The following is a 22,232-nucleotide window of genomic DNA, read 5'->3' as shown; positions in this document are numbered from 1 at the left end:
AAAAAACATCCAATTAAAGGATGTTTTTTTGTTTTGAATATACCGTTTTTACAAACTAAAAGCAGTTTTCACTTTTTCTACAAAATCTAATTTTTCCCAAGTAAACAATTCCACTTCAACGGTTTTTGATAAACCTCCAGGTGCTGTAAATGTTTTAGTCACGATTTCCGGTTTTCTTCCCATATGGCCATAAGCCGAAGTTTCGCTATAGATAGGGTTTCTTAATTTCAAACGTTGCTCAATAAAGTAAGGACGCATATCAAAAAGGCTTTCAACTATATTGCTGATTTCGCCGTCTTTTAAATTTACTTTTGCCGTACCATAAGTATTGACATTGATTGAGGTAGGTTTTGCAACTCCAATTGCATAAGAAACTTGCACTAATATTTCATCACATAATCCCGCAGCAACCAAGTTTTTAGCAATATGACGTGTAGCATAAGCCGCAGAACGATCCACTTTTGAAGGGTCTTTTCCAGAAAAAGCACCGCCACCGTGAGCTCCTTTTCCACCATACGTATCCACAATAATTTTTCTTCCGGTTAAACCGGTGTCACCATGTGGACCACCAATTACAAATTTTCCGGTTGGATTGATGTGATAGGTGATGTTGTCATTAAACAAATGAGCATATTGTGGGTATTTTGCTTTAATTCTAGGAACTAAGATGGCAACTAAATCACTTTTAATTTTAGCCAACATTTCTGTTTCAGGTCCAAAATCATCGTGTTGCGTTGAAATTACAATAGCATCAATTCTAACCGGTTTGTTGTCATCAGAATATTCTAAAGTAACTTGTGATTTTGCATCAGGGCGTAAATAGGTGATTTCTTTATTTTCTCTTCTTAAATTAGCTAATTCAATTAAAATTGCATGAGATAAATCTAATGCCAAAGGCATATAGTTTTCAGTTTCATTTGTGGCATAACCAAACATCATTCCTTGATCACCGGCTCCTTGTTCTTCTTTGTTTGCTCTGTCCACGCCTTGATTAATGTCACTGGATTGCTCATGAATAGCTGATAAAATACCACACGAATTAGCCTCGAACATGTATTCACTTTTGGTGTAACCAATTTTTTTAATAACATCTCTTGCAATTTGCTGTACATCTAAATAGGTGTTCGATTTAACTTCACCTGCTAGAATCACTTGTCCGGTTGTAACTAAAGTTTCACAGGCTACTTTTGATTCCGGATCAAATGCTAAAAAGTTATCAATTAAAGCGTCACTGATTTGATCGGCTACTTTGTCAGGATGTCCTTCACTTACTGATTCTGACGTAAATAAATAAGCCATAATTATTTTTTTAATTTTACTGAATTACTTCAGGATTAATAAATATTTAAAAGTGAAAAATTAGACTGAAAAAAAGTGACTAAAGAAGAATTCTGCTTTAGCATTTTTTTTACGAGGTCGCAATCAGTACAAATTTTTCCTCTTTTTTAATGGATGCAAATGTATGAAAGCAAATTAAATATTTAATGATTTTAATATTTTTTTGTTTTTTTAACATAAAAATATTTCTCATCTTTCGTACAAAATGAGAAAAAATATTTATTTTTACAATCAATTTAAAACGTTCAATTATGAAAAAATTATTACTTTTTAGTCTAATTTGCATTCCAATGCTTTCAAGTTCTCAGGTTTTTCAATCTGGTTTTGAAACTGTAAACGGACCATTGTCACAATGGACATTGTATAATCAAGATAATTTAGTTCCTAATGCATCTGTAAATTTTGTAAATGCGGCATGGGTACAAACACCAGAAGAATTTGACAATAATATTGCTATGAGTAATTCTTATTATACTCCAGCAGGAATTGCTAATGACTGGATGGTAAGCCCACAAATCTCTATTCCTGCAGGAACATCAACTTTGTATTGGCATGCTCGAGCTTATGATGCTACTTATCCTGATGCATATAGAGTTTATGTTTCTACTAGTGGAAATACTCCTGCAAATTTCACTACCCCTCTTTTAACAATTGGAAATGGAACAACTACTGGAGAAAATACTACATGGACAAATAGAAGTCTAGATCTTTCTTCTTTTGCCGGACAAAATGTTTATATTGCATTTCAAAATTTTTCAAATGATATGTTTCTTTTGGGGATTGATAATGTTTATGTAACAAGTGGAACTTGCCCTGCACCTGGAAGATTAATGACCAACTCTAATATAACTTTAACAAGCGGTACTTTTAATTGGACTGCAGCAACAGGGATTACAGAATATGATTATTCTTGGGGTGCACCAGGTCATACACCTTCTGTGTCAGGATCTGTTACAGGAACATCTCATTCTGTTACAAGTCTAACAGCAAATTCAAGATATCAATATTTTGTTAGAAGTAAAAATGGTGCAACTACAGGTGCTTGGGTTGGCCCTTATTCATTATTCACTGCAGTTGCTGGAGCACCTTCGTATTCATACGGATTTGATACTGTTGATGGAGGTTATAGAGCAGATGGTTGGTCTGGGGCTTGGTCAACAAATGCTACTGCAGGAAACCCTCAAGCAGGTTCTCAAATGGTATTTTCAAATAGCAGTACAGTTGTAGGTACTCCTACAAATAGATGGTTGTTTTCAAAACCTATTTATTTAGAAGCTAATTCAACTAATACAATAACTTTTTATTTAAGAAATTTTGGAGCAGTTAATCCGCAAAGTATTAAAATGACTGTTGGTAATGAGGCGACAATTGCTGCACAATCAAATACATTATGGACATCAAGTACTATTTCAAATATAGCCTGGACTCAATATACTGTAAGCTATACGCCTACAACTACGGGAGTTCATTATTTTGGTTTTCATCATTTTACTCCAGGTGCAGCTGGAGCAGTTTCATTGGGGTTGGATACGTTTAACTTAACTTCTGTTTTGTCTGTTAATGAATTTGTTGATTCAAATTTCACACTTTACCCAAATCCAACAACCGATTTTTTTGTTTTAAAGGCTATTTCTAATTCTGTAATAAATAAAGTAATACTTACCGATATTAAAGGATCTGTTATTAAAGAAGTGTCATTTAATAGCGTAATGGAAGCACAGCTTTCAATTTCGGAATTAAATTCTGGAATGTATTTTGTTACTATTTATTCTGACAATGGTTCTGGAACAACTAAAATTATTAAAAATTAATTACATTCTTACATAAAAAAAATCCGGACTTAGTTCCGGATTTTTTTTAATTTATTTTTCCGTAATTTTTAAAATAATTAGAATAAAAATCTATTAAATTGTTTTAAAATAATAAAATTTAGAAAATTAATCTAAATTATTTTTTTATTTAGAAAATGTTTCTAAATTTGCCAAATCAAAATCTGAATAATGAAATTTACAATTTGCAATATGTGTTGTCGTATGATGTGGAAAGCTCCGCAGAGGAAACCTATTGCATAAATTTTAAATTTTTTAAAATAAACACAATTGAACCTCTGCCAAAAAGCAGAGGTTTTTTTTATATAAAAATTCTCAGCAACTCAGAACCTCAGTAACTCAGCAACTTTTTAAAAAATGAACACTACAAATAAAATTATAATGAACCGTATGATGATGCACATCTGTTGTTGCATGATGATTCCTCATTGCCAAAAGCGAAAGATATAATCTAGTTATACACTTGTTTTAAAGTCCTTTTGGTAAGCCATTCAAAAGGACTTTTTTTTATACAAAAATCTAAAAATCTTAATATTTAATACTTTAATCTTAATACTTGAAATCATGAGCACACAAAAATTCTCAACCAATGCCTTACACGCAGGACACGATGTAACCCAAAACGCAGGAACAAGAGCTGTCCCAATTTATCAAACAACTTCGTATGTATTTAATAACTCGCAACATGCAGCCAATCTTTTTGGTTTAGCCGAAGCCGGTTTTATCTACACCCGACTAAACAACCCAACCAACGACATTTTAGAACAACGCTTAGCAACTCTCGAAGGTGGAATAGGAGCGGTAGTCACTGCATCAGGAACTGCCGCTATTGCTACAACTTTTTTAACATTGTTAAAAGCTGGTGATCACATCGTTGCTTCCAACAGTTTGTATGGCGGAACCTATAATTTATTGAGTGTAACCTTGCCAAGATTAGGCATTACCACCACATTCGTGGATCCATCCAATCCTGAAAATTTCACCAAAGCTTCACAAGAAAATACCAGAGCTTATTTTGTAGAAAGTCTCGGAAATCCAAAATTAGATGTACTCGATTTAAAAGCCATTTCAAAAGAAGCGAAAGCCTTCAAAGTTCCTTTTATTGTGGATAATACAGTGGCAACACCCTTTTTGCTAAACCCAATTCAACACGGTGCAGACATTGTCATTCATTCCTTAACCAAATACATTACCGGAAACGGAACATCGTTGGGAGGAGCCATCATAGATGCCGGAAATTTTGAATGGAGCAACGGAAAATTCCCTGAATTTACAGAACCTTCTGCCGGTTATCACGGATTAAAATATTATGAAGTTATTGGAGCAGCCTCGTTTATCGCTAAAGTTCGAATCGAAGGTCTTCGCGATTTCGGTGCGGCATTAAGTCCGTTCAACGCCTTTCAAACCATTCAAGGATTGGAAACCTTAGAAATCCGAATTAAAAAACACAGCGAAAATGCATTGGCTTTAGCCCAATGGTTGCAAAGCCAAGAACAAGTGGCTTGGGTAAATTATCCCGGTTTAGAAACTTCAAAATACAAAGTATTAGCCGATGAATATTTACCTGAAGGAAAAAGCGGTATCGTCACATTCGGACTCAAAGGCGGATTTGAAGCAGCTAAAAAAGTAGCCGATGAAACCAAATTGTTCTCGCTTTTGGCTAATATCGGAGACACAAAATCATTGATTATTCATCCGGCAAGCACCACGCACCAACAATTGTCTGATGCCGATCAAGAAGCAACCGGCGTTACCAAAGATTTAATTCGTCTTTCCGTCGGATTAGAAGACATCGAAGATTTAAAAGCCGATCTAAAAGCCGTATTTCAAACCATAAAAACCCCTCAATTAACTTAATCATGAGTCAGAAAATAGTAAACGTTTTAGGCTATGCCAAAGCCAATAATCAATTTGTTGTAAAAGCACAAAATTTTGATGTGAGAATCAGCAAAAATGAAAATTTTCCTGAATTAGAAGGGCCAAGTCCACTCGAGTATTTGCTCGCCGGTTATGCCGGATGCATTAATGCCGTTGGAAAATTAGTAGCAATAGAACAAGGAATAAATTTAAAATCACTTCAAGTTGAAGTATCCGGAACCCTTAGTTTAGACAAATACCAGGGAAAAATTAGCTATGAAAGAGCCGGATTCAAATCAATTCAAGTCGTGGTTAAACCTACTTCGGATGCCACTTTGGAAGAATTAAAATCGTGGATTGAAGCCGTTGAAAACCGTTGTCCCATTCAAGATAATCTGATTAATCCCACTCCGGTTGAGCTGACTTTATTAAAAGAATTCTCAACCACAGAAGCAGCATAATACAACTTTTATGTTTGTATAGGTTTTGTTTGTTTGTTCAAAGCTGTCTTTTTTCCACGTTTGAAAAAAGACAGTTTTTAAAAAAAGCGAGAAAAAGTGATATGAAAAACTTAAAAAAAATCGAATTATTTAATTTCAATTTAGAAATTGGAAAAGTCAGACCCTATATTCCGTTGTATTTCGAAACCTTCGGACAACCCGTCGGTTATGCTCCCGTAGTTTTGGTGAATCACGCCTTAACCGGAAACTCAACCATCACAGGTGAAAACGGTTGGTGGAACGATTTAATTGGTGAAAATAAAACCATTGATACCAATTATTTCACAATCATCGCTTTCAATATCCCCGGAAACGGATATGATAATGTTTTTGGAAATTTAATTTCAGATTACAAAGATTTTACCATTCGTGATGTCGCAAGAATTTTTTGGGAAGGATTATTTCATCTCAATATCGATGAACTTTTCACTGTTATCGGCGGAAGTTTAGGTGGTGCAATCGCTTGGGAAATGGCCGCTCAACATCCCACCAAAATTAAAAACCTAATTCCAATTGCAACCGATTGGAAAGCAACTGATTGGGTGATTGCCAACGTGCTCATTCAAGACAAAATTCTCAATAATTCCGATGATCCAATTGCCGATGCTCGTTTGCACGCGATGTTGCTCTATCGAACACCTCAGTCCATCAATCAACGTTTTCAACGCAAACAACAGAACGTTTTTGAAGTTGAAAATTGGTTAACAAATCACGGTTCCAAACTAAAAAATCGCTTTCGATTATCATCCTATAAATTAATGAATCATCTGCTAAAAACGAATGATATTACCAAAAACAGAAAAGATTTTGTAACAGTCGCAAGTCAAATTCAAGCCAACATTCACATTGTTTCTGTAGATGCCGATTATTTTTTCATCGCCGAAGAAAATCGTGAAACCTATCAAAACCTAAAAAAAATAAAAGAAAATGTTTTCTATCACGAAATTCAATCCATCCACGGTCACGATGCTTTTTTAATTGAATTCAATCAATTAGCTACTTTTTTATCACCCATTTTCAACACTCAAAACACGCAAAAATATGTCAACGCTTAGAATCAATGTTATCCTCTTCGGAATCGGAAACGTAGGAAGCACGCTCATCAATCAAGTTTTAGAAAGCCAACAATTTTTTCTCGAAAAAAGAAATATCGATTTACGATTTCCCATCATAACCAATTCAACTGTCGCATTTTTCGAAAAAGAAGGTATCAAAAACCAATGGGAAGCCAATTTTCAACAAGCCGCTTTTCCTTATTCCATTGAAGATATTGTCGAATATGTACAATCCAATAACCTCGAAAATCTCATCGCTGTCGATGCCACTGCCAGCGAAGAGTTGATTAAATTCTACATTCCGCTCATTCAAAACGGTTTCAGCATCGTCGCAGCCAATAAAAAAGCCAATACGTTACATTCCGATTTTTACAAAGAGTTACGTCGAAACCTTCAAAAATTCGATCAAGCTTTTCTTTACGAAACCAATGTAGGTGCCGGATTGCCCGTCGTTCAAACTATCAATGAACTACATCTTTCCGGCGAAAAAATCACTAAAATAAGAGGCGTTTTTTCAGGTTCGTTAAGCTATATTTTCAACCGATTTGGTAACGAAAACACCACTTTTTCATCCATTTTAAAAGAAGCCGAAAAATCCGGTTACACCGAACCCGATTCCCGAGAAGATCTTTCAGGTAATGATGTCGCCCGAAAATTACTCATCTTAGCCAGAGAAATCGGCATTCAAAAAGAGTTTTCAGACGTGCAAATTTCATCACTTTTATTGCCCGATTTAAACGATGAAAATTCCAAAGCGGAATACGCTTCCAATAAACAATTGCTCGATAAACCTTATGAAATCGCCAAAATTACCCAATCCGAAAATCACGTACTTCGTTATGTTGGCGACCTCGATGTTGTCAACCAAAAACTCGAAGTCAAACTCATTTCAACACCAATAAATTCAGCCCTCGGACAACTCAAAGGAGCCGATAATCTCATCGAAATTTACACAAAATCCTATGGCGAAATCCCAATCGTCATTCAAGGTGCCGGTGCCGGAAAACAAGTCACAGCCAGAGGTGTTTTGAATGATATTCTCAAAATTGCCGAAAAAATCAAGTTAAAAGAATCAGTTTTTAATTAATTTTAACCAATTAATTAATTGCCAAATTCATTATTTACAGAATATTTTTCTGTCAAACAACAAATTTTAATAAAAAACAGAAAAATATTCTATATTCCCAAATTACTCATTATATTTGCCCCGTTCATATACATACTGATCGTTATCACGAAAGCCGGAGGGACTAGACCCTGTGAAAGCTTAGCAACCCTGCAACTGTAGAAGGTGCTACATTCTATCTCGTTCACAAAACGAGAACAGATAACCCGTTTATTTCCTCTATTTCCTGATAATTTTTTTAGTTAGAAGCTAATCCCGCTATTCGTTACAAGCTTTTTTGTCTTGTTGCTTTTTTCTAAGTCAAAAAAGGAGCTTCCTTTGGTCGCTCTTTTTTGCCAAGAAAAAATGCAACAATCCTGCAAAAGGCTTTCCACTTCTATCGGGGCTAGGCGTCAGTGCAACAAAGAAGTAGTAGTGAACTTTGCGAAATTCCTTCGTGAACTTCGTGGTTAAAAAAAAATAATATGTCAAAAATAGAAAAAGCCATACAAGAAAGAATCCTCGTCCTCGACGGAGCGATGGGAACAATGTTACAACGAAACAACTTCTCCGAAGAAGATTTTCGTGGAGACCGTTTCAAAGATTTTCCACATCCACTAAAAGGAAATAACGACTTACTTTCCATCACACAACCCGAAGCCGTAAAAGCAGTTCACCGAGCCTATTTTGAAGCCGGTGCCGACATCGTAGAAACCAACACTTTTTCCGGAACCACCATCGGAATGGCCGATTATCATCTGGAAGATTTGGTTTACGAACTCAATTACCAATCCGCCAAAATCGCTCGCGAAGTAGCCGATGAATTCACCGATAAACCACGTTTTGTTGCCGGTTCCATCGGACCAACCAACCGAACCGCTTCTATGAGTCCCGACGTAAACGATCCCGGATTTCGTGCTGTAACATTCGACGATTTACGTATCGCTTACAAACAACAAGTCGAAGCTTTGATTGATGGTGGTTCAGATGTTTTATTAGTAGAAACTATTTTTGACACACTCAACGCCAAAGCTGCTCTTTTCGCCATCGAAGAAGTCAAAGAAGAACGAAATCTCGACATTCCGGTTATGGTTTCCGGTACAATCACGGATGCTTCCGGACGTACACTTTCCGGTCAAACCGTTGAAGCTTTTTTAATTTCCATCTCACATATTCCATTACTAAGCATAGGATTTAATTGTGCGTTAGGAGCAGATCAGTTAAAACCCTATTTAAAACGATTAGCACACAACACTCAAATCAATATTTCCGCTCATCCCAATGCCGGATTACCCAATGCATTCGGGCAATACGACCAAAGTCCGGAAGAAATGCAAGGCTTAATCCGAGAGTATTTGCAAGACAATTTAATCAACATCATTGGTGGTTGTTGTGGCACAACTCCGGAACACATCAAATTAATTGCTGAAGTGGCCAAAGAATTTAAACCCAGACAAATTTTAGAAAAGATATAATGCCTGAATCAGATTGTAAAAAATATTTAAAATTATCCGGTCTTGAACCGCTTATTATAACTCCTGAAACGAATTTCGTAAACGTTGGCGAACGAACAAACGTCACCGGTTCACGAAAATTTCTTCGTTTAATCAAAGAAGAAAAGTACGAAGAAGCTCTGGATATTGCCAGAAATCAAGTAGAAGGTGGAGCCCAAATCATCGACGTCAATATGGACGAAGGAATGTTGGACGGCGTATATGCAATGACTAAATTCTTGAATTTGATAGCCGCAGAACCTGATATTGCTCGAGTTCCGGTGATGATTGACAGCTCCAAATGGGAAATCATCGAAGCAGGATTAAAAGTAGTTCAGGGAAAAGGTGTCGTAAATTCCATTTCGTTAAAAGAAGGAGAAGAAACATTTATTCATCACGCCAAATTAATCAAACGTTACGGTGCAGCTGTCATCGTGATGGCTTTTGACGAAAAAGGTCAAGCCGATAATTACGAAAGACGTATCGAAATTTGCAAAAGAAGCTATGATATTTTAGTTGATAAAGTTGGTTTTCCAGCGGAAGACATCATTTTCGACCCAAACATATTCCCCGTTGCGACAGGAATGGAGGAACATAAATTAAACGCTTTAGATTTTTTCAGGGCAACCAAATGGATTCGTGAAAATCTTCCCTATGCGAATATTTCTGGTGGTGTGAGTAATGTTTCTTTTTCTTTCCGTGGAAACGACAAAGTACGTGAAGCGATGCATTCTGCTTTCCTATATCACGCCATTCAAAACGGAATGACGATGGGAATTGTAAATCCTGAAATGCTTGAAATTTATGATGAAATCGACAAAAAATTATTAGAACACGTTGAAGATGTTTTACTAAACAGAAGAAATGATGCCACTGAACGACTTTTAGAATTAGCCGAGAGTTTCAAAGGGGATTTTAAAATCAATGAAAAAGCGATTCAAGAATGGCGAAATGGCTCTGTTCAAGAAAGATTAACCCATTCATTAGTCAAAGGAATTGATGAATTTATCGAAATTGATGTAGAAGAAGCCAGAATAAATGCCACAAAAGCCATCGAAGTCATTGAAATTAATTTAATGGCAGGAATGAATGTAGTAGGCGATTTGTTTGGTAGCGGAAAAATGTTTTTACCACAAGTAGTTAAATCTGCACGAGTGATGAAAAAAGCAGTAGCATATTTACTTCCTTTCATCGAAGAAGAGAAAGATTCAACTGCTTCATCTTCAGCCGGAAAAGTGTTGATGGCAACCGTGAAAGGCGATGTACACGATATTGGTAAAAATATAGTTGCGGTAGTTTTAGCTTGTAACAATTTTGAAATCATCGATTTAGGTGTAATGGTTCCGCCGGAAAAAATCATCGAAGCGGCTATCAGAGAAAACGTAGATATTATCGGTTTAAGCGGATTAATCACACCATCGCTGGATGAAATGGTTTATTTGGCGAAAGAAATGGATAAGTTGAACATCAAAATTCCAATTATGATTGGTGGTGCAACGACTTCTCGTGCTCATACTGCCGTGAAAATAGCACCAGAATATAAGGAAACCGTTGTGCACGTAAATGATGCATCGCGAGCGGTTACTGTCGCTACAAATTTATTGCAAGCGGAAACAAAAACAGCTTACGCCAAATTAGTTCGAGAGGATTATGATCATCTTCGGGAAGGGTATTTAAATAGGAGTAGAGAAAAGAATTTTTTATCAATAAATGAAGCCCGAAAAAATAAATTACAGCTCGATTGGAAAAATTATCATCCAGAAAAACCCAATTTTATCGGAACAAAAACAATTGAAGTTGAATTATCAGAATTAGTTGATTTTATTGATTGGACACCTTTTTTTCAATCATGGGAGTTATTCGGAAAATATCCAGCCATTTTAACCGATGAAATTGTTGGAAAACAAGCAACTGATCTATTTGAAGATGCACAAAAAATGCTACAACAAATCGTCAGCGAAAAATGGTTAACTGCCAAAGGAATTTTGGGAATTTTTCCAGCCAACACTATAAATGATGATGATATCATCATTGGTACAGACGTTGCATGCAACGTCTCTACAGCTTTTATCACATTACGCCAACAATCCCAAAAAACCGCAGGTGCACCAAACATAGCTTTAGCCGATTTCATCGCTCCAAAAGAGTCTGGAATTCAAGATTACATCGGCTGTTTTTGTGTCACAACCGGCTTTGGTGTAGATGAAAAAGCCTCAGAATTTGAAAAACAATTAGACGATTACAATTCCATTTTAGTAAAAGCTTTAGGCGATCGATTAGCGGAAGCTTTTGCAGAATATTTACACCTAAAAGTGCGAAAAGAAATTTGGGGTTATTCTTCTGATGAAAAATTATCAAATGATGAATTAATCAAAGAAAATTACACCGGAATTCGTCCGGCTCCTGGGTATCCTGCTTGTCCGGATCATTTGGAGAAACCTACGATTTGGAAACTATTAAATGTAGAAGAAAAAATAGGTGTAAAATTGACTGAAAGTATGGCAATGTGGCCGGCTTCCTCGGTTTCAGGATATTATTTTGCTCATCGGGAAAGCAAATATTTCGGATTAGGTAAAATCAAAAAAGACCAAGTAGAAGATTACGCCAAACGAAGAAATATTAGTGTAGAACTGGCGATGAAATGGCTTTCGCCGAATATAGCAGAGTAAAAACCGTTGTCTGTTGTCCGTTATCAGTTAACAGACAACCGACAACCGATAACAGATAACCGAAAATGAAAGTAACCCAACATATCGAAAACGCCAGCGGCAAACCCTTATTCTCCTTTGAGATTTTACCTCCGTTAAAAGGGCAAAATATTCAATCTATTTTTGATTCAATTGATCCGTTAATGGAATTTAATCCACCATTCATTGATGTAACGTATCATCGGGAAGAATATGAATTCAAGGAATTACCGAGCGGATTATTACAAAAGAAAATTGTAAAAAAACGTCCGGGAACGGTTGGAATTTGTGCCGGAATTCAAAATAAATATGAGGTAGATGCCATTCCGCATATTTTATGTGGCGGTTTTACAAAAGAAGATACCGAAAATTTATTAATTGATTTAGATTTTTTAGGTATTGATAATGTTGTAGCTCTTCGTGGAGATGCTTTGAAAAACGAAATTTATTTCAAGCCCGAAAAGGAAGGGAATGAATATGCTTCCGAATTGGTTACACAAATCCACAATTTGAACAAAGGCATTTATTTGGATGAAGATTTACAAAACTCTTCATGCACTAATTTCTGCATTGGCGTAGCCGGTTATCCTGAAAAACACATGGAAGCTCCTAGTGTTGACAGCGATATTCATTTCTTAAAACAAAAAATCAAAAACGGAGCGGATTATATTATAACCCAAATGTTTTTTGACAACAAACGTTTTTTTGATTTTGTTGCTAAATGCAGAGCAGCCGGAATTACTGTGCCAATTATACCGGGATTGAAACCAATTGCCACCAAAAAGCAGTTAAATTTGATTCCGCATCGATTCAAAGTTGATTTGCCTGATGATTTGATTATGGCCGTTGTAAAAGCAAAAGACAACGAAGCGGTAAAGCAAATCGGAGTCGAATGGTGTGTCGAACAATCAAAAGGATTGGTTGCAGCAGGTTTTCCGGTTTTGCATTATTATTCGATGGGGAAAGCCGAGAACATTAAAGCAATTGCTAAAGAAGTATTTTAAAACAAATGATAGAGAATTTCCTTTAAAATTTGACTCCTAAACATATTCGATTATATTTGCGATTCTTAAAAAATAGGAATGAGTAAACATGTTTTTTGGTTTTTATTATTTTGCTCATTGACTTTTGGCCAAGAAAAAACTACCAATGGTTATTTCGATTTGAATTATATTCATGGTAACATTCTTAATCATGTGCCGGATATAAATCATTTGATTACGGGTCATCCGCAAGGCTTAATTCTAAGCTATAATTTTAAAACTACCGGAAATAAAGAATGGCATTCCATTTATAATTATCCTGATTATGGTGTTTCATTCTTATTTCAAGATTTTGAAAATCAATATTTAGGAAAAAATTTCGCCATCAATGCCCATTATAATTTTTACTTTTTAAATCGAAATTTGATGTTTCGGATTTCTCAAGGAATTGCCATGACAACAAATCCGTATGACAAGGAATTGAATTTTAAGAACAATGCTTTTGGTTCTCGATTTATGAGTAGTAATTATTTTTTACTGCATTATCAAAAACCTTATTTTGTTGGTCCTATTGGGTTTAATGCCGGTTTGTTTTTTACACATTTTTCAAACGGTAGGATAAAATCTCCAAACAGAGGAATAAATACGTATGGCATAAATTTAGGATTGAATTATAATGTAGGCGAACCTTTTAAATATCAAAAAGTGGATTCCATTGCCAAGTTTAAAGAACCTATTCGTTTTAATTTTACCTTTAGAACTGGCGTAAATGAAAGTAGCGTGGTAGGAAGTGGCCAAAAACCATTTTATCATTTTAGTACTCATGTGGACAAACGAATCGGGAGAAAAAGTGCCTTACAACTTGGAACAGAGTTGTTTTTCACGCAAAGTTTAAAAGAATATATTGCTTACAGAGCAATTGCGTTTCCTGAGTTGGAGCCGATTGACCCAGAAACAGACTACAGACGAGTTAGTGTTTTTGCGGGACATGAATTGTTTATAAATAAATTATCCATAGAAACCCAGTTGGGAATTTATGTTTACAAACAATTTAGAGAAGAAATGGACATTTATCAACGATTGGGATTGAAATATTATATAACACCAAAACTATTTACCGGTGTGGCATTGAAATCGCATGGAGCAAAAGCGGAAGCCATTGAATGGGGAATAGGGGTAAGATTGTAATTATGAAAAAAGGTATTTTTTTATTGGTGGTACTTTTTATTCAGACAAGTTGTTCGTTGTCTGAAGACTGTTTTAAAAAATCAGGAAATTTTGTTTCTAAGGTTTTTGAAACAGAAGAGTTTTCTAATCTATATATTGGAAATGGAATTGCTGTTAATATTAAAGAAGGAAACGAACAAGAAGTTGTAGTGGTTGCTGGTGAAAATTTAATTGATAATATTAGAGTTTATGTTCAAGACGGTGTGCTTTTTCTTGAAGATAAAACCGATTGTAATTTAAATAGAGATTACGGAAAAACCACCGTTACAATTACTACACCAACACTTATTAATATAAATTCTAAAACAGAACAACCCATTCGTTCAATAGGTCTATTAACCTTTCCAACACTACGATTGATCTCAATGGACGACGGTTCAGCTGCCGGAACAGGTGATTTTTACTTTGATGTAGCCGTTTCTCAATTGGTAATAGCCAGTAATAATGCCTCTGCATTTTACATCAACGGAACATGTTCAGAATTGAGTTTAAATTTTTATGCCGGAAACGGAAAATTTAAAGGCGAACAATTACAAGCTCAAACTATTCAATTATTTCACAGAGGTAGCAATGATGTGGAACTTTTTCCAATTCAATCCATCGAAGGGAATTTGTATGGAACCGGAGATGCAATTCTAAAAAACAATCCGCCAAGTATAAATGTGCAACAACATTATACGGGAAGATTGATTTTGAATTGATTTATTTTTTAGTTTTTTCTCTGAAAATAGTTTCCAAATTTTTACTTTTCAATTGAATTTGAAGCGTTTTTAATCCTTTTTCAGTTGCAAAATCAAACAATTTTGACCGCATATCTTCGGAGGTTAAAAAAGTAAATTCCCAAGTAGTGTCGTGGGTATTTATTGCCGATTTTAAATTGGGTAAATCTTTTAAATCTTCGTTTGAAATGTTTTTGTCAAACTCCACCTCAATCAGTTGTTCTTGTTCATCGGTTATAAGTTTATCCAATTTTTTATCGGTGACAATTTTTCCTTGATTGATAATTATAACCCGATCACAAATGGCTTCAACTTCCTGCATAATATGTGTCGAAAGAAAAACCGTTTTATTGGCTCCAATATTTTTTATTAAATCTCTGATTTCAACCAATTGATTAGGGTCCAATCCGGTTGTGGGTTCATCCAAAATCAAAACTTCAGGATTGTGAAGTAATGCGGTGGCTAAACCAACACGTTGTCTATAACCTTTTGAAAGCTGACCAATTTTTTTATGACTTTCAGGAGTTAAACCTGTTAATTCAATCACTTCTTGAATTCGTGATTTGGGAACATTATACACATTTGCATTGAAAGTCAAATATTCGCGAACATATAATTCTAAATATAACGGGTTGTGTTCGGGAAGATATCCCACATTTTTTTGAACGTCTTTTTTTGAATTTTCAACATCAAATCCGGCTACAGAAGCTGCTCCTTCATCAGAAGCAATATAAGTAGTCAAAATCTTCATTAAAGTAGATTTTCCGGCACCATTTGGTCCCAAAAAACCAACAATTTCGCCTTGTTTTACAGAAAAAGAAATGGCATCAAGTGCTTTTTGTGTTCCGTAGGATTTGCTAATATTTTGAACTTCAATTGACATGGTCTATAAATTTATCACAAAAGTAAAGTTTTTTATTTAACTCACTTTTTTTAATAAAAGTATTTTGCTTTCAAATTAATTCCTATATTAGCAAAACTTAAATCAGTAATAATGATTTCGCACAACACAATATATTATACTAATTTCTTTTACTTTTTCTTTTGGAGAAGAACGGGATATGTATTGTGTAGTGTAAGGTAAATTTTTAATTCAACAAACAATATAAATCCCGATTCCAAAAGAGTCGGGATTTTTTGCATATAAACTATGGAAACAAAAGTGGCAATTCAGGGAATTAAAGGGTCTTTTCATCATCAAGTGGCACAGGCTTATTTTGACGATTCATGTAAAATTGAAGAATGTAATTCCTTTGATTCGGTTGTAAAAGCGATGCTTGAGAACAAAGCTCAAAAGGGAATTATGGCACTCGAAAATTCTATTGCAGGTTCAATAATTCCAAATTATGCGTTGATTGATAGAAATAATTTGCACATAATTGGTGAATATTATTTAGATATTCAATTGGATTTGATGGTGTTAAACGGACAGTCAATTGAGGAGTTAACTGAGATTCATTCGCATCCTATTGCTTTATTGCAATGCGGAGAATTTTTAAAAAAATATCCTCATATTAAATTAGTAGAAAGTAGTGATACGGCTGCTGCGGCAAAAAATATAAAACAAAATAATTTGAAAGGAATTGGTGCTTTGGCGAGTCCGGTTGCGGCGGAATTGTATAACTTAAATACTTTGTTCTCCTCCATTCATACCATAAAAAGCAATAAAACCCGATTTGTAGTTTTGAAAACACAAAACAAAGAATTACCGCATGAAGAAATTAATAAAGCTTCCATAAAGTTTGAACTCGATGATACGCAAGGAAGTTTAGCCACTGTTTTAAATGTGATGAACAATTGTAAATTGAATTTAACAAAAATTCAATCCATGCCCATTATTGAAACACCTTTTCAGTATTCATTTTTTGTGGATGTAGTTTTTGAAAAATACAAGCACTATGAAAAAGCAAAAAAATTATTGGAAATTATGACCACGCATTTTAAAGTTTTAGGTGAATATAAAAGTGGGAATGAAATCAAAAACTAATAATCAAAAATTAAAAAAAACACTATATTTTTACAGTAGAAATTAAGCTATGAAAAATAAAACAACTTTAAAAAACTGGTATAACAATTTAAATTTAGCCCATCCGTTAGTGATTGCCGGACCTTGTAGTGCTGAAACGGAAGATCAAGTGATGCAAATTGCCAGAGAACTAAAAGATTCTGACGTTTCCATTTTTAGGGCCGGAATCTGGAAACCAAGAACGCGTCCGGGAGGTTTTGAAGGAGTTGGTGCGATTGGTTTAAAATGGTTGCAAAAAGCAAAGGCCGAAACCGGACTTTTAATGGCGGTTGAGGTTGCCAATGCCAATCATGTTAAATTAGCTTTAGAACATGATATTGACGTACTTTGGATTGGAGCAAGAACAACAGTTAACCCTTTTGCAGTGCAAGAAATTGCAGATGCTTTAAAAGGAACCGATAAAATTGTTTTATTAAAAAATCCGGTAAATCCCGATTTGTCTTTATGGATAGGCGGATTGGAACGTTTGTATAATGCCGGAATTGAAAAATTGGGCGTAATTCACAGAGGGTTTTCAACTTACGAAAAAACCAAATACCGCAATAATCCGGAATGGCAAATTGCAATCGATTTGCAAAATCGATTTCCTGATTTGCCTTTAATTTGTGACCCTTCGCACATTACAGGTAACCGAGAAATGATATTTGAAGTTTCGCAACAAGCTCTTGATTTGAATTATGACGGACTAATAATTGAAACCCATATTGACCCTGAAAACGCATGGAGCGATGCTGCACAACAAGTGACTCCAGCAAAATTAAAGCAAATTTTTGTTGATTTAAAAGTAAGAAAGGAAACCGATGATGCCGATGATTTTACAAAACGAATGAACAAATTACGAACTCAAATTGATGAGTTTGATACTAAATTGCTTGAAATTTTAGGAAACAGAATGAAAGTAGCCGGCCAAATAGGGGTTTTAAAGAAAGAAAAAAATGTCGCTATTTTGCAAAACAAACGTTGGCAAGAAATTTTGGATAAAATGATTAATGATGGAAATCAAAAAGGATTGAGCGAAGAATTTATAATTCAGCTTTTTAAAGCTATTCACCAAGAAAGTATTAATCATCAAGAGAAAATCATAAATAATTAATATCTAGTGACTTTATTTTTTGTGTAACGCATTTTTTTTTTGTAATATCGCACCTAAATTTATAGATAAACAAAACATGAAAAAAATTATTTTTATAGCATTATTATCTTTTAGTGCTATTGTTTCAGCACAAGTTGATAAAATTTACAAGCACAATGGTGAAACTGTAGACGGTAAAGTAACAAGAGTTGAAGAATACACAATTGTATTTAAATACGATGGAGAAGATGCAGAAAACGTAATTGGGAAGTATGCAATTGAAAAAATTGTTTACGGAAAAAGCGGAAGAGTCGAAGAAGTTACTGAGAAAATTATCGTGAGTGGTGAGGCAGATTGGGAAAAAGTAGTAATTCTTGAAGAGAAATCATATATCGCGGGACTTAAAAAAGTAGATGAGATTAGAGGGAAAACGGGATTAATAAATTACCACACTGGAAATACAGGAGACAAAAAGGCAGAGAAAAAATTGAAAATGGCTGCTGCAGCAATGGGTTGCCCTTTTATTTTACAAACAGCTGATAAAACTACCGTCGGAGCAAGTTCTAATTCTTTAGGAGGTTCTCAAGCTATCAAAAAAGGTGTTGCTTACAAATACTAGTTTTTATGTATCTTAAGTATAAAAAGTTGCCATTTAGGCAACTTTTTTTGTTTTATAAAATCTAAATTTTAATATCAAGAATTATAATATCTTTGTCACATGACAGGAGTTGTTTATAAATCTACCGGAAGTTGGTACACCGTTAAAACGCAAGACAATACTTTTTTTGATTGCAGAATTAAGGGTAAATTTCGCATGAAAGGAATTAAAAGTACCAATCCAATAGCGGTTGGCGATGTAGTTGATTTTGATATAGACGAAACATCCGATGCTGTAACAGGTTCCATTCACAACATTCACGATAGAAAAAATTATATTGTCAGAAAGTCTGTAAATCTTTCTAAGCAAACGCATATTATAGCCTCGAATATTGATATTGTGTTTTTAATCGTTACAATCAACAATCCAATTACAACTACCAGTTTCATTGATCGATTTTTAGTAACAGCCGAAGCCTATCACATCAAAGCAGTTTTACTTTTTAATAAAATTGACACGTTTGATGAAGCAATGGCTGATGATCAATTGTATTTGCAATACATCTACACTCAAATCGGTTATGAATGTTTGCGAGTTTCTGCTACAGAAGCTAAGGGTTTGGATGCATTAAAAGCAATGATGAAGGGGAAAGTTTGTATGTTTTCAGGTCACTCCGGTGTTGGAAAATCTACTTTGGTTAATGCATTAGAACCTACTTTGAATTTGAAAACCAAACAAATTTCAGATTTACATCAGCAAGGACAACACACAACCACTTTTGCTGAGATGTTTGATTTGTCATTTGGATCTAAAATTATTGACACGCCCGGAATTAGAGGCTTTGGAATTGTTGATATGGAAAAACAAGAAATTAAAGGTTATTTTCCTGAGTTTTTTGAACTAGAAGATCAATGTAAGTTTAACAATTGCTTACATAAAGACGAACCCAATTGTGCCATCAAAAAAGCTTTAGAAGAAGATAAAATTGCATGGTCTCGATATAAAAGTTATCTTCAAATCTTAGAAGGTGATGATGAACAATACCGTAATGATATGTATGCAGACGGAAGAAATCAGGATTTAGAGTAACCTAATTAACTTAAAATGAAAGCGGTAATTCAGAGAGTCTCAGAGGCTTCAGTGATAATAGAAAATGAAATTGTAGCTTCAATTCAAAAAGGAATTTTGGTTTTAATTGGAATTGAGGATACCGATTCTAAAGAAGATATTGAATGGCTTTCATCAAAAATAGCAAGCCTTCGCATTTTTGAAGATGACAATCAGGTCATGAATTTGTCGTTAAAAGACATTAAAGGAGAAATAATAGTTGTAAGTCAATTTACTCTTCACGCTTCTACTAAAAAAGGCAATCGTCCTTCCTACATCAAAGCAGCAAAACCTGAAGTTGCAATACCACTTTATGAAGATTTCATCAAACAAGTTGAATTAGATTTAGGAAAATTTGTTCAAACCGGTGTGTTTGGAGCTGATATGAAAGTGAATTTAACAAATGATGGACCGGTGACGATATTAATTGATACAAAAAATAAAAAATAACATGAACCTGAAAAATTCACAACTGGAAGTTGACAATTGGATAAAAAACCACGGAGTTCGTTATTTCAACGAATTAACCAACATGGCTCAGCTTACTGAAGAAGTAGGTGAGGTAGCTCGAATCATAGCCCGTCGTTATGGTGAACAATCCGAAAAAGAAAGTGATAAAAACAAAGATCTTGGTGAAGAATTAGCCGATGTGGTTTTTGTAGTTTTGTGTCTGGCCAATCAAACAGGAGTGGATTTACAAGCCGCTTTTGATAAAAAAATGGATATCAAAACCAAACGTGACCACGATAGGCATCAAAACAATGAAAAATTGAAATAAGCATGAATAAGAATGTAGCGGTTATGTTAGCTAGTTTATTGTTGTTGAGTCCATTATTTGGATTGCTTCTATATTTTTTTGAAAAAGAAATGACGGCTAAAGAAATTGTTCTTCAAAGTTTAATTTTTGGTTTTTTAATGGGTTTAGCCGAACTATTTGTTTTTGAGAAAATTAGAAATAGATACAAAAAGCCTAAAATAACCGATGAAAATAATAAAGAGAATTTGAAATAAATTTTGTCTGCTAATTCATTAAGAAGAAAATAATACATTTCTTTCTTGCACTTGCTTTTTATGGTCTGATAAGCTACCTGTCTATTTATTTCTTTGATAAAGAAAATCCAAATCCGTGGTTTTATATCATTTTATGGTCGGTTACGATGGCTTTTGTTGATGTATTTATCTTTGCAAAAATGAAATATGCATTAAAGAATGCCAAAAAAATCATTGATAAAGATAAAGACTAAACCTGACTCTGTGTATCTTTGAGTTTCTTTCTGAGAAATATAAAAATGAATTTAAACCTTTCATACAACCCACAACCCATAACTCGCAACCCGCAACTTAAAATCACCGGTTCCAAATCAGAAACCAACAGATTGTTGTTGTTGCAAGCCTTATATCCAAACATTACTTTAGAAAACACTTCCAATTCCGATGATTCAGAAGTGATGATTCAAGCATTACAAAACTCGCAACCCGCAACCCGCAACCCGCAACAAATTGACGTTCACCATGCCGGAACAGCCATGCGTTTTCTTGCCGCTTTTTTTGCCATTCAAGAAGGGAGAGAAGTAATTTTAACCGGTTCACCCAGAATGAAAGAGCGACCCATTAAAATTTTAGTGGAAGCCTTAAATCAACTTGGAGCCGAAATCACTTACGAAGAAAATGATGGTTTCCCACCAATCCGAATCAAAGGAAAAAAAATAATAAAAAATAAAGTTTCACTTCCCGCAAACGTCAGCAGTCAATATATTTCCGCCTTATTATTAGTTGCTCCAAAATTGGAAAATGGTTTAGAACTCACACTGGAAGGTGAAATAACTTCTATCCCTTACATCAACATGACATTAGCTTTGCTAAATGAAATTGGTGTTAAAACTTCTTTTAATGGAAATAAAATAGCTATTTGTCATGCTGAACTTGTTTCAGCATCTCACATTTTGGTTGAATCCGATTGGTCATCTGCATCCTACTGGTATTCCATCATCGCATTATCAGAAATCGGAACACAAATTACACTTTCAAGCTACAAAGAAAACAGCTTACAAGGTGATGCCGCTTTAGTTGAAATTTACAAAAGTTTCGGAGTTGAAACCGTTTTCAATAACAACCAATCAATAACACTTTCAAAAAACCGTAACCCGCAACTCGCAACTTTCAACTCGCAATTAAACAATTCCCCCGATATCGCCCAAACCATCGCTGTAACATGCTTCGGATTAGGTATCGGCTGTCATTTAAATGGCTTACATACTTTAAAAATTAAAGAAACCGATAGATTGGAAGCTTTGAAAACCGAACTTTCAAAATTAGGAGCAACGATTTCAGTGACAAATGATAGTTTGACTCTAGAAAGTTCAAAATCAATTATTCCATCAATAAATATTGCCACCTACCAAGACCACAGAATGGCAATGGCTTTTGCCCCATTAGCATTAAAAGTTCCGATAACTATCCAAGAAGCAGAAGTCGTCTCAAAATCATATCCTGCTTTTTGGGATGATTTACAAGGTTTTGGATTTCATTTTTCAGAATAAAACTAACTCAGAACTCAGTGGCTTAGCTACTCAGCAACTTAATTTAAAAATAAACCTCAAAACACTTGACAACGCCTATCTCACAATCGTATATTT

Annotated in this window: 20 protein-coding genes and 1 riboswitch; of the genes, 18 read left to right on the top strand and 2 right to left on the bottom strand. The window is 34.7% G+C overall.

Annotation, left to right across the window (positions count from 1 at the left end; all coding sequences use genetic code 11):
• Nucleotides 1-48: 48 nt before the first annotated feature.
• Complete coding sequence (gene metK, locus B3L86_RS06060; protein ID WP_291116346.1) at nucleotides 49-1,299, bottom strand: methionine adenosyltransferase; 1,251 nt, start codon at nucleotides 1,297-1,299, stop codon at nucleotides 49-51.
• Between the two features lie 290 nt (nucleotides 1,300-1,589).
• Here metK and B3L86_RS06055 point away from each other — a divergent pair, with 290 nt between their 5' ends.
• The 10 genes from B3L86_RS06055 (at nucleotide 1,590) to B3L86_RS06010 (ending at nucleotide 14,775) form a co-directional block, all read left to right on the top strand.
• Entirely contained in the window at nucleotides 1,590-3,149 is a 1,560-nt protein-coding gene (locus B3L86_RS06055) for a T9SS-dependent choice-of-anchor J family protein (protein ID WP_291116345.1), read from the top strand.
• Between the two features lie 582 nt (nucleotides 3,150-3,731).
• Nucleotides 3,732-5,024: an O-acetylhomoserine aminocarboxypropyltransferase/cysteine synthase family protein gene (locus B3L86_RS06050; RefSeq protein WP_291116342.1), complete on the top strand. Its 1,293-nt coding sequence runs from the start codon at nucleotides 3,732-3,734 to the stop codon at nucleotides 5,022-5,024.
• A gap of 2 nt (nucleotides 5,025-5,026) precedes the next feature.
• Complete coding sequence (locus tag B3L86_RS06045; protein ID WP_291116339.1) at nucleotides 5,027-5,485, top strand: OsmC family protein; 459 nt, start codon at nucleotides 5,027-5,029, stop codon at nucleotides 5,483-5,485.
• 101 nt (nucleotides 5,486-5,586) lie between these two features.
• On the top strand, nucleotides 5,587-6,579 hold the full coding sequence (locus B3L86_RS06040; protein ID WP_291116336.1) for an alpha/beta fold hydrolase: 993 nt from the start codon (nucleotides 5,587-5,589) through the stop codon (nucleotides 6,577-6,579).
• Nucleotides 6,566-7,666: an aspartate kinase gene (locus B3L86_RS06035; protein WP_291116333.1), complete on the top strand. Its 1,101-nt coding sequence runs from the start codon at nucleotides 6,566-6,568 to the stop codon at nucleotides 7,664-7,666. The genes B3L86_RS06040 and B3L86_RS06035 overlap by 14 nt, the downstream gene beginning before the upstream one ends.
• Before the next feature lie 139 nt (nucleotides 7,667-7,805).
• A riboswitch (SAM riboswitch) is annotated at nucleotides 7,806-7,913 on the top strand.
• Between the two features lie 256 nt (nucleotides 7,914-8,169).
• Nucleotides 8,170-9,159 (top strand): homocysteine S-methyltransferase family protein, encoded by a 990-nt coding sequence (locus B3L86_RS06030; protein WP_291116331.1) that lies wholly within the window; start codon nucleotides 8,170-8,172, stop codon nucleotides 9,157-9,159.
• Entirely contained in the window at nucleotides 9,159-11,846 is a 2,688-nt protein-coding gene (gene metH / locus B3L86_RS06025; protein WP_291116329.1) for a methionine synthase, read from the top strand. Before B3L86_RS06030 ends, metH begins: the two co-directional genes overlap by 1 nt.
• 65 nt (nucleotides 11,847-11,911) lie before the next feature.
• Nucleotides 11,912-12,868 (top strand): methylenetetrahydrofolate reductase [NAD(P)H], encoded by a 957-nt coding sequence (metF, locus tag B3L86_RS06020; RefSeq protein WP_291116325.1) that lies wholly within the window; start codon nucleotides 11,912-11,914, stop codon nucleotides 12,866-12,868.
• Nucleotides 12,869-12,946: 78 nt separating this feature from the next.
• Nucleotides 12,947-14,035 (top strand): acyloxyacyl hydrolase, encoded by a 1,089-nt coding sequence (locus B3L86_RS06015; RefSeq protein WP_291116321.1) that lies wholly within the window; start codon nucleotides 12,947-12,949, stop codon nucleotides 14,033-14,035.
• A gap of 2 nt (nucleotides 14,036-14,037) precedes the next feature.
• On the top strand, nucleotides 14,038-14,775 hold the full coding sequence (locus B3L86_RS06010; protein ID WP_291116318.1) for a head GIN domain-containing protein: 738 nt from the start codon (nucleotides 14,038-14,040) through the stop codon (nucleotides 14,773-14,775).
• A gap of 1 nt (nucleotide 14,776) precedes the next feature.
• Here B3L86_RS06010 and gldA read toward each other — a convergent pair whose 3' ends face one another.
• A complete protein-coding gene (gene gldA, locus B3L86_RS06005; protein ID WP_291116315.1) occupies nucleotides 14,777-15,676 on the bottom strand; it encodes a gliding motility-associated ABC transporter ATP-binding subunit GldA in 900 nt (299 codons plus the stop codon).
• Nucleotides 15,677-15,943: 267 nt separating this feature from the next.
• Here gldA and B3L86_RS06000 point away from each other — a divergent pair, with 267 nt between their 5' ends.
• From B3L86_RS06000 to aroA, 8 genes are all read left to right on the top strand, one after another.
• Nucleotides 15,944-16,780, top strand: a complete 837-nt coding sequence (locus tag B3L86_RS06000) for a prephenate dehydratase (protein ID WP_291116312.1) — start codon at nucleotides 15,944-15,946, stop codon at nucleotides 16,778-16,780.
• A gap of 49 nt (nucleotides 16,781-16,829) precedes the next feature.
• A complete protein-coding gene (locus B3L86_RS05995; protein ID WP_291116309.1) occupies nucleotides 16,830-17,912 on the top strand; it encodes a bifunctional 3-deoxy-7-phosphoheptulonate synthase/chorismate mutase type II in 1,083 nt (360 codons plus the stop codon).
• A 76-nt stretch (nucleotides 17,913-17,988) separates the two neighbouring features.
• Nucleotides 17,989-18,510 (top strand): hypothetical protein, encoded by a 522-nt coding sequence (locus B3L86_RS05990; RefSeq protein ID WP_291116306.1) that lies wholly within the window; start codon nucleotides 17,989-17,991, stop codon nucleotides 18,508-18,510.
• A 99-nt stretch (nucleotides 18,511-18,609) separates the two neighbouring features.
• A complete protein-coding gene (gene rsgA, locus B3L86_RS05985) occupies nucleotides 18,610-19,578 on the top strand; it encodes a ribosome small subunit-dependent GTPase A (protein WP_291116303.1) in 969 nt (322 codons plus the stop codon).
• A gap of 15 nt (nucleotides 19,579-19,593) precedes the next feature.
• On the top strand, nucleotides 19,594-20,046 hold the full coding sequence (gene dtd, locus B3L86_RS05980; RefSeq protein ID WP_291116300.1) for a D-aminoacyl-tRNA deacylase: 453 nt from the start codon (nucleotides 19,594-19,596) through the stop codon (nucleotides 20,044-20,046).
• 1 nt (nucleotide 20,047) lies between these two features.
• Nucleotides 20,048-20,374 (top strand): nucleotide pyrophosphohydrolase, encoded by a 327-nt coding sequence (locus tag B3L86_RS05975; protein ID WP_188361313.1) that lies wholly within the window; start codon nucleotides 20,048-20,050, stop codon nucleotides 20,372-20,374.
• A gap of 2 nt (nucleotides 20,375-20,376) precedes the next feature.
• Nucleotides 20,377-20,607, top strand: a complete 231-nt coding sequence (locus B3L86_RS05970) for a hypothetical protein (RefSeq protein WP_291116297.1) — start codon at nucleotides 20,377-20,379, stop codon at nucleotides 20,605-20,607.
• A gap of 278 nt (nucleotides 20,608-20,885) precedes the next feature.
• Nucleotides 20,886-22,136, top strand: a complete 1,251-nt coding sequence (gene aroA, locus B3L86_RS05965; RefSeq protein ID WP_291116294.1) for a 3-phosphoshikimate 1-carboxyvinyltransferase — start codon at nucleotides 20,886-20,888, stop codon at nucleotides 22,134-22,136.
• The last annotated feature ends 96 nt before the right edge of the window (nucleotides 22,137-22,232 follow it).

The sequence above is a fragment of the Flavobacterium sp. UBA6135 genome (genome assembly GCF_002428305.1).
GTDB lineage: Bacteria > Bacteroidota > Bacteroidia > Flavobacteriales > Flavobacteriaceae > Flavobacterium.
The sequence above is the reverse complement of the archived record's forward strand: the minus strand, read 5'-3'. Positions and strand labels throughout refer to the sequence as shown.

Coding starts and splice junctions, on each gene's coding strand:
- metK (WP_291116346.1), bottom strand. CDS start 1,299: ATGGCTTATTTATTTACGTCAGAATCAGTAAGTGAAGGACATCCTGAC.
- aroA (WP_291116294.1), top strand. CDS start 20,886: ATGAATTTAAACCTTTCATACAACCCACAACCCATAACTCGCAACCCG.
- B3L86_RS06030 (WP_291116331.1), top strand. CDS start 8,170: ATGTCAAAAATAGAAAAAGCCATACAAGAAAGAATCCTCGTCCTCGAC.
- B3L86_RS06040 (WP_291116336.1), top strand. CDS start 5,587: ATGAAAAACTTAAAAAAAATCGAATTATTTAATTTCAATTTAGAAATT.
- B3L86_RS05975 (WP_188361313.1), top strand. CDS start 20,048: ATGAACCTGAAAAATTCACAACTGGAAGTTGACAATTGGATAAAAAAC.
- rsgA (WP_291116303.1), top strand. CDS start 18,610: ATGACAGGAGTTGTTTATAAATCTACCGGAAGTTGGTACACCGTTAAA.
- B3L86_RS06000 (WP_291116312.1), top strand. CDS start 15,944: ATGGAAACAAAAGTGGCAATTCAGGGAATTAAAGGGTCTTTTCATCAT.
- B3L86_RS05970 (WP_291116297.1), top strand. CDS start 20,377: ATGAATAAGAATGTAGCGGTTATGTTAGCTAGTTTATTGTTGTTGAGT.
- B3L86_RS06035 (WP_291116333.1), top strand. CDS start 6,566: ATGTCAACGCTTAGAATCAATGTTATCCTCTTCGGAATCGGAAACGTA.
- gldA (WP_291116315.1), bottom strand. CDS start 15,676: ATGTCAATTGAAGTTCAAAATATTAGCAAATCCTACGGAACACAAAAA.
- B3L86_RS06050 (WP_291116342.1), top strand. CDS start 3,732: ATGAGCACACAAAAATTCTCAACCAATGCCTTACACGCAGGACACGAT.
- B3L86_RS05995 (WP_291116309.1), top strand. CDS start 16,830: ATGAAAAATAAAACAACTTTAAAAAACTGGTATAACAATTTAAATTTA.
- B3L86_RS05990 (WP_291116306.1), top strand. CDS start 17,989: ATGAAAAAAATTATTTTTATAGCATTATTATCTTTTAGTGCTATTGTT.
- B3L86_RS06055 (WP_291116345.1), top strand. CDS start 1,590: ATGAAAAAATTATTACTTTTTAGTCTAATTTGCATTCCAATGCTTTCA.
- B3L86_RS06015 (WP_291116321.1), top strand. CDS start 12,947: ATGAGTAAACATGTTTTTTGGTTTTTATTATTTTGCTCATTGACTTTT.
- dtd (WP_291116300.1), top strand. CDS start 19,594: ATGAAAGCGGTAATTCAGAGAGTCTCAGAGGCTTCAGTGATAATAGAA.
- B3L86_RS06045 (WP_291116339.1), top strand. CDS start 5,027: ATGAGTCAGAAAATAGTAAACGTTTTAGGCTATGCCAAAGCCAATAAT.
- metH (WP_291116329.1), top strand. CDS start 9,159: ATGCCTGAATCAGATTGTAAAAAATATTTAAAATTATCCGGTCTTGAA.
- metF (WP_291116325.1), top strand. CDS start 11,912: ATGAAAGTAACCCAACATATCGAAAACGCCAGCGGCAAACCCTTATTC.
- B3L86_RS06010 (WP_291116318.1), top strand. CDS start 14,038: ATGAAAAAAGGTATTTTTTTATTGGTGGTACTTTTTATTCAGACAAGT.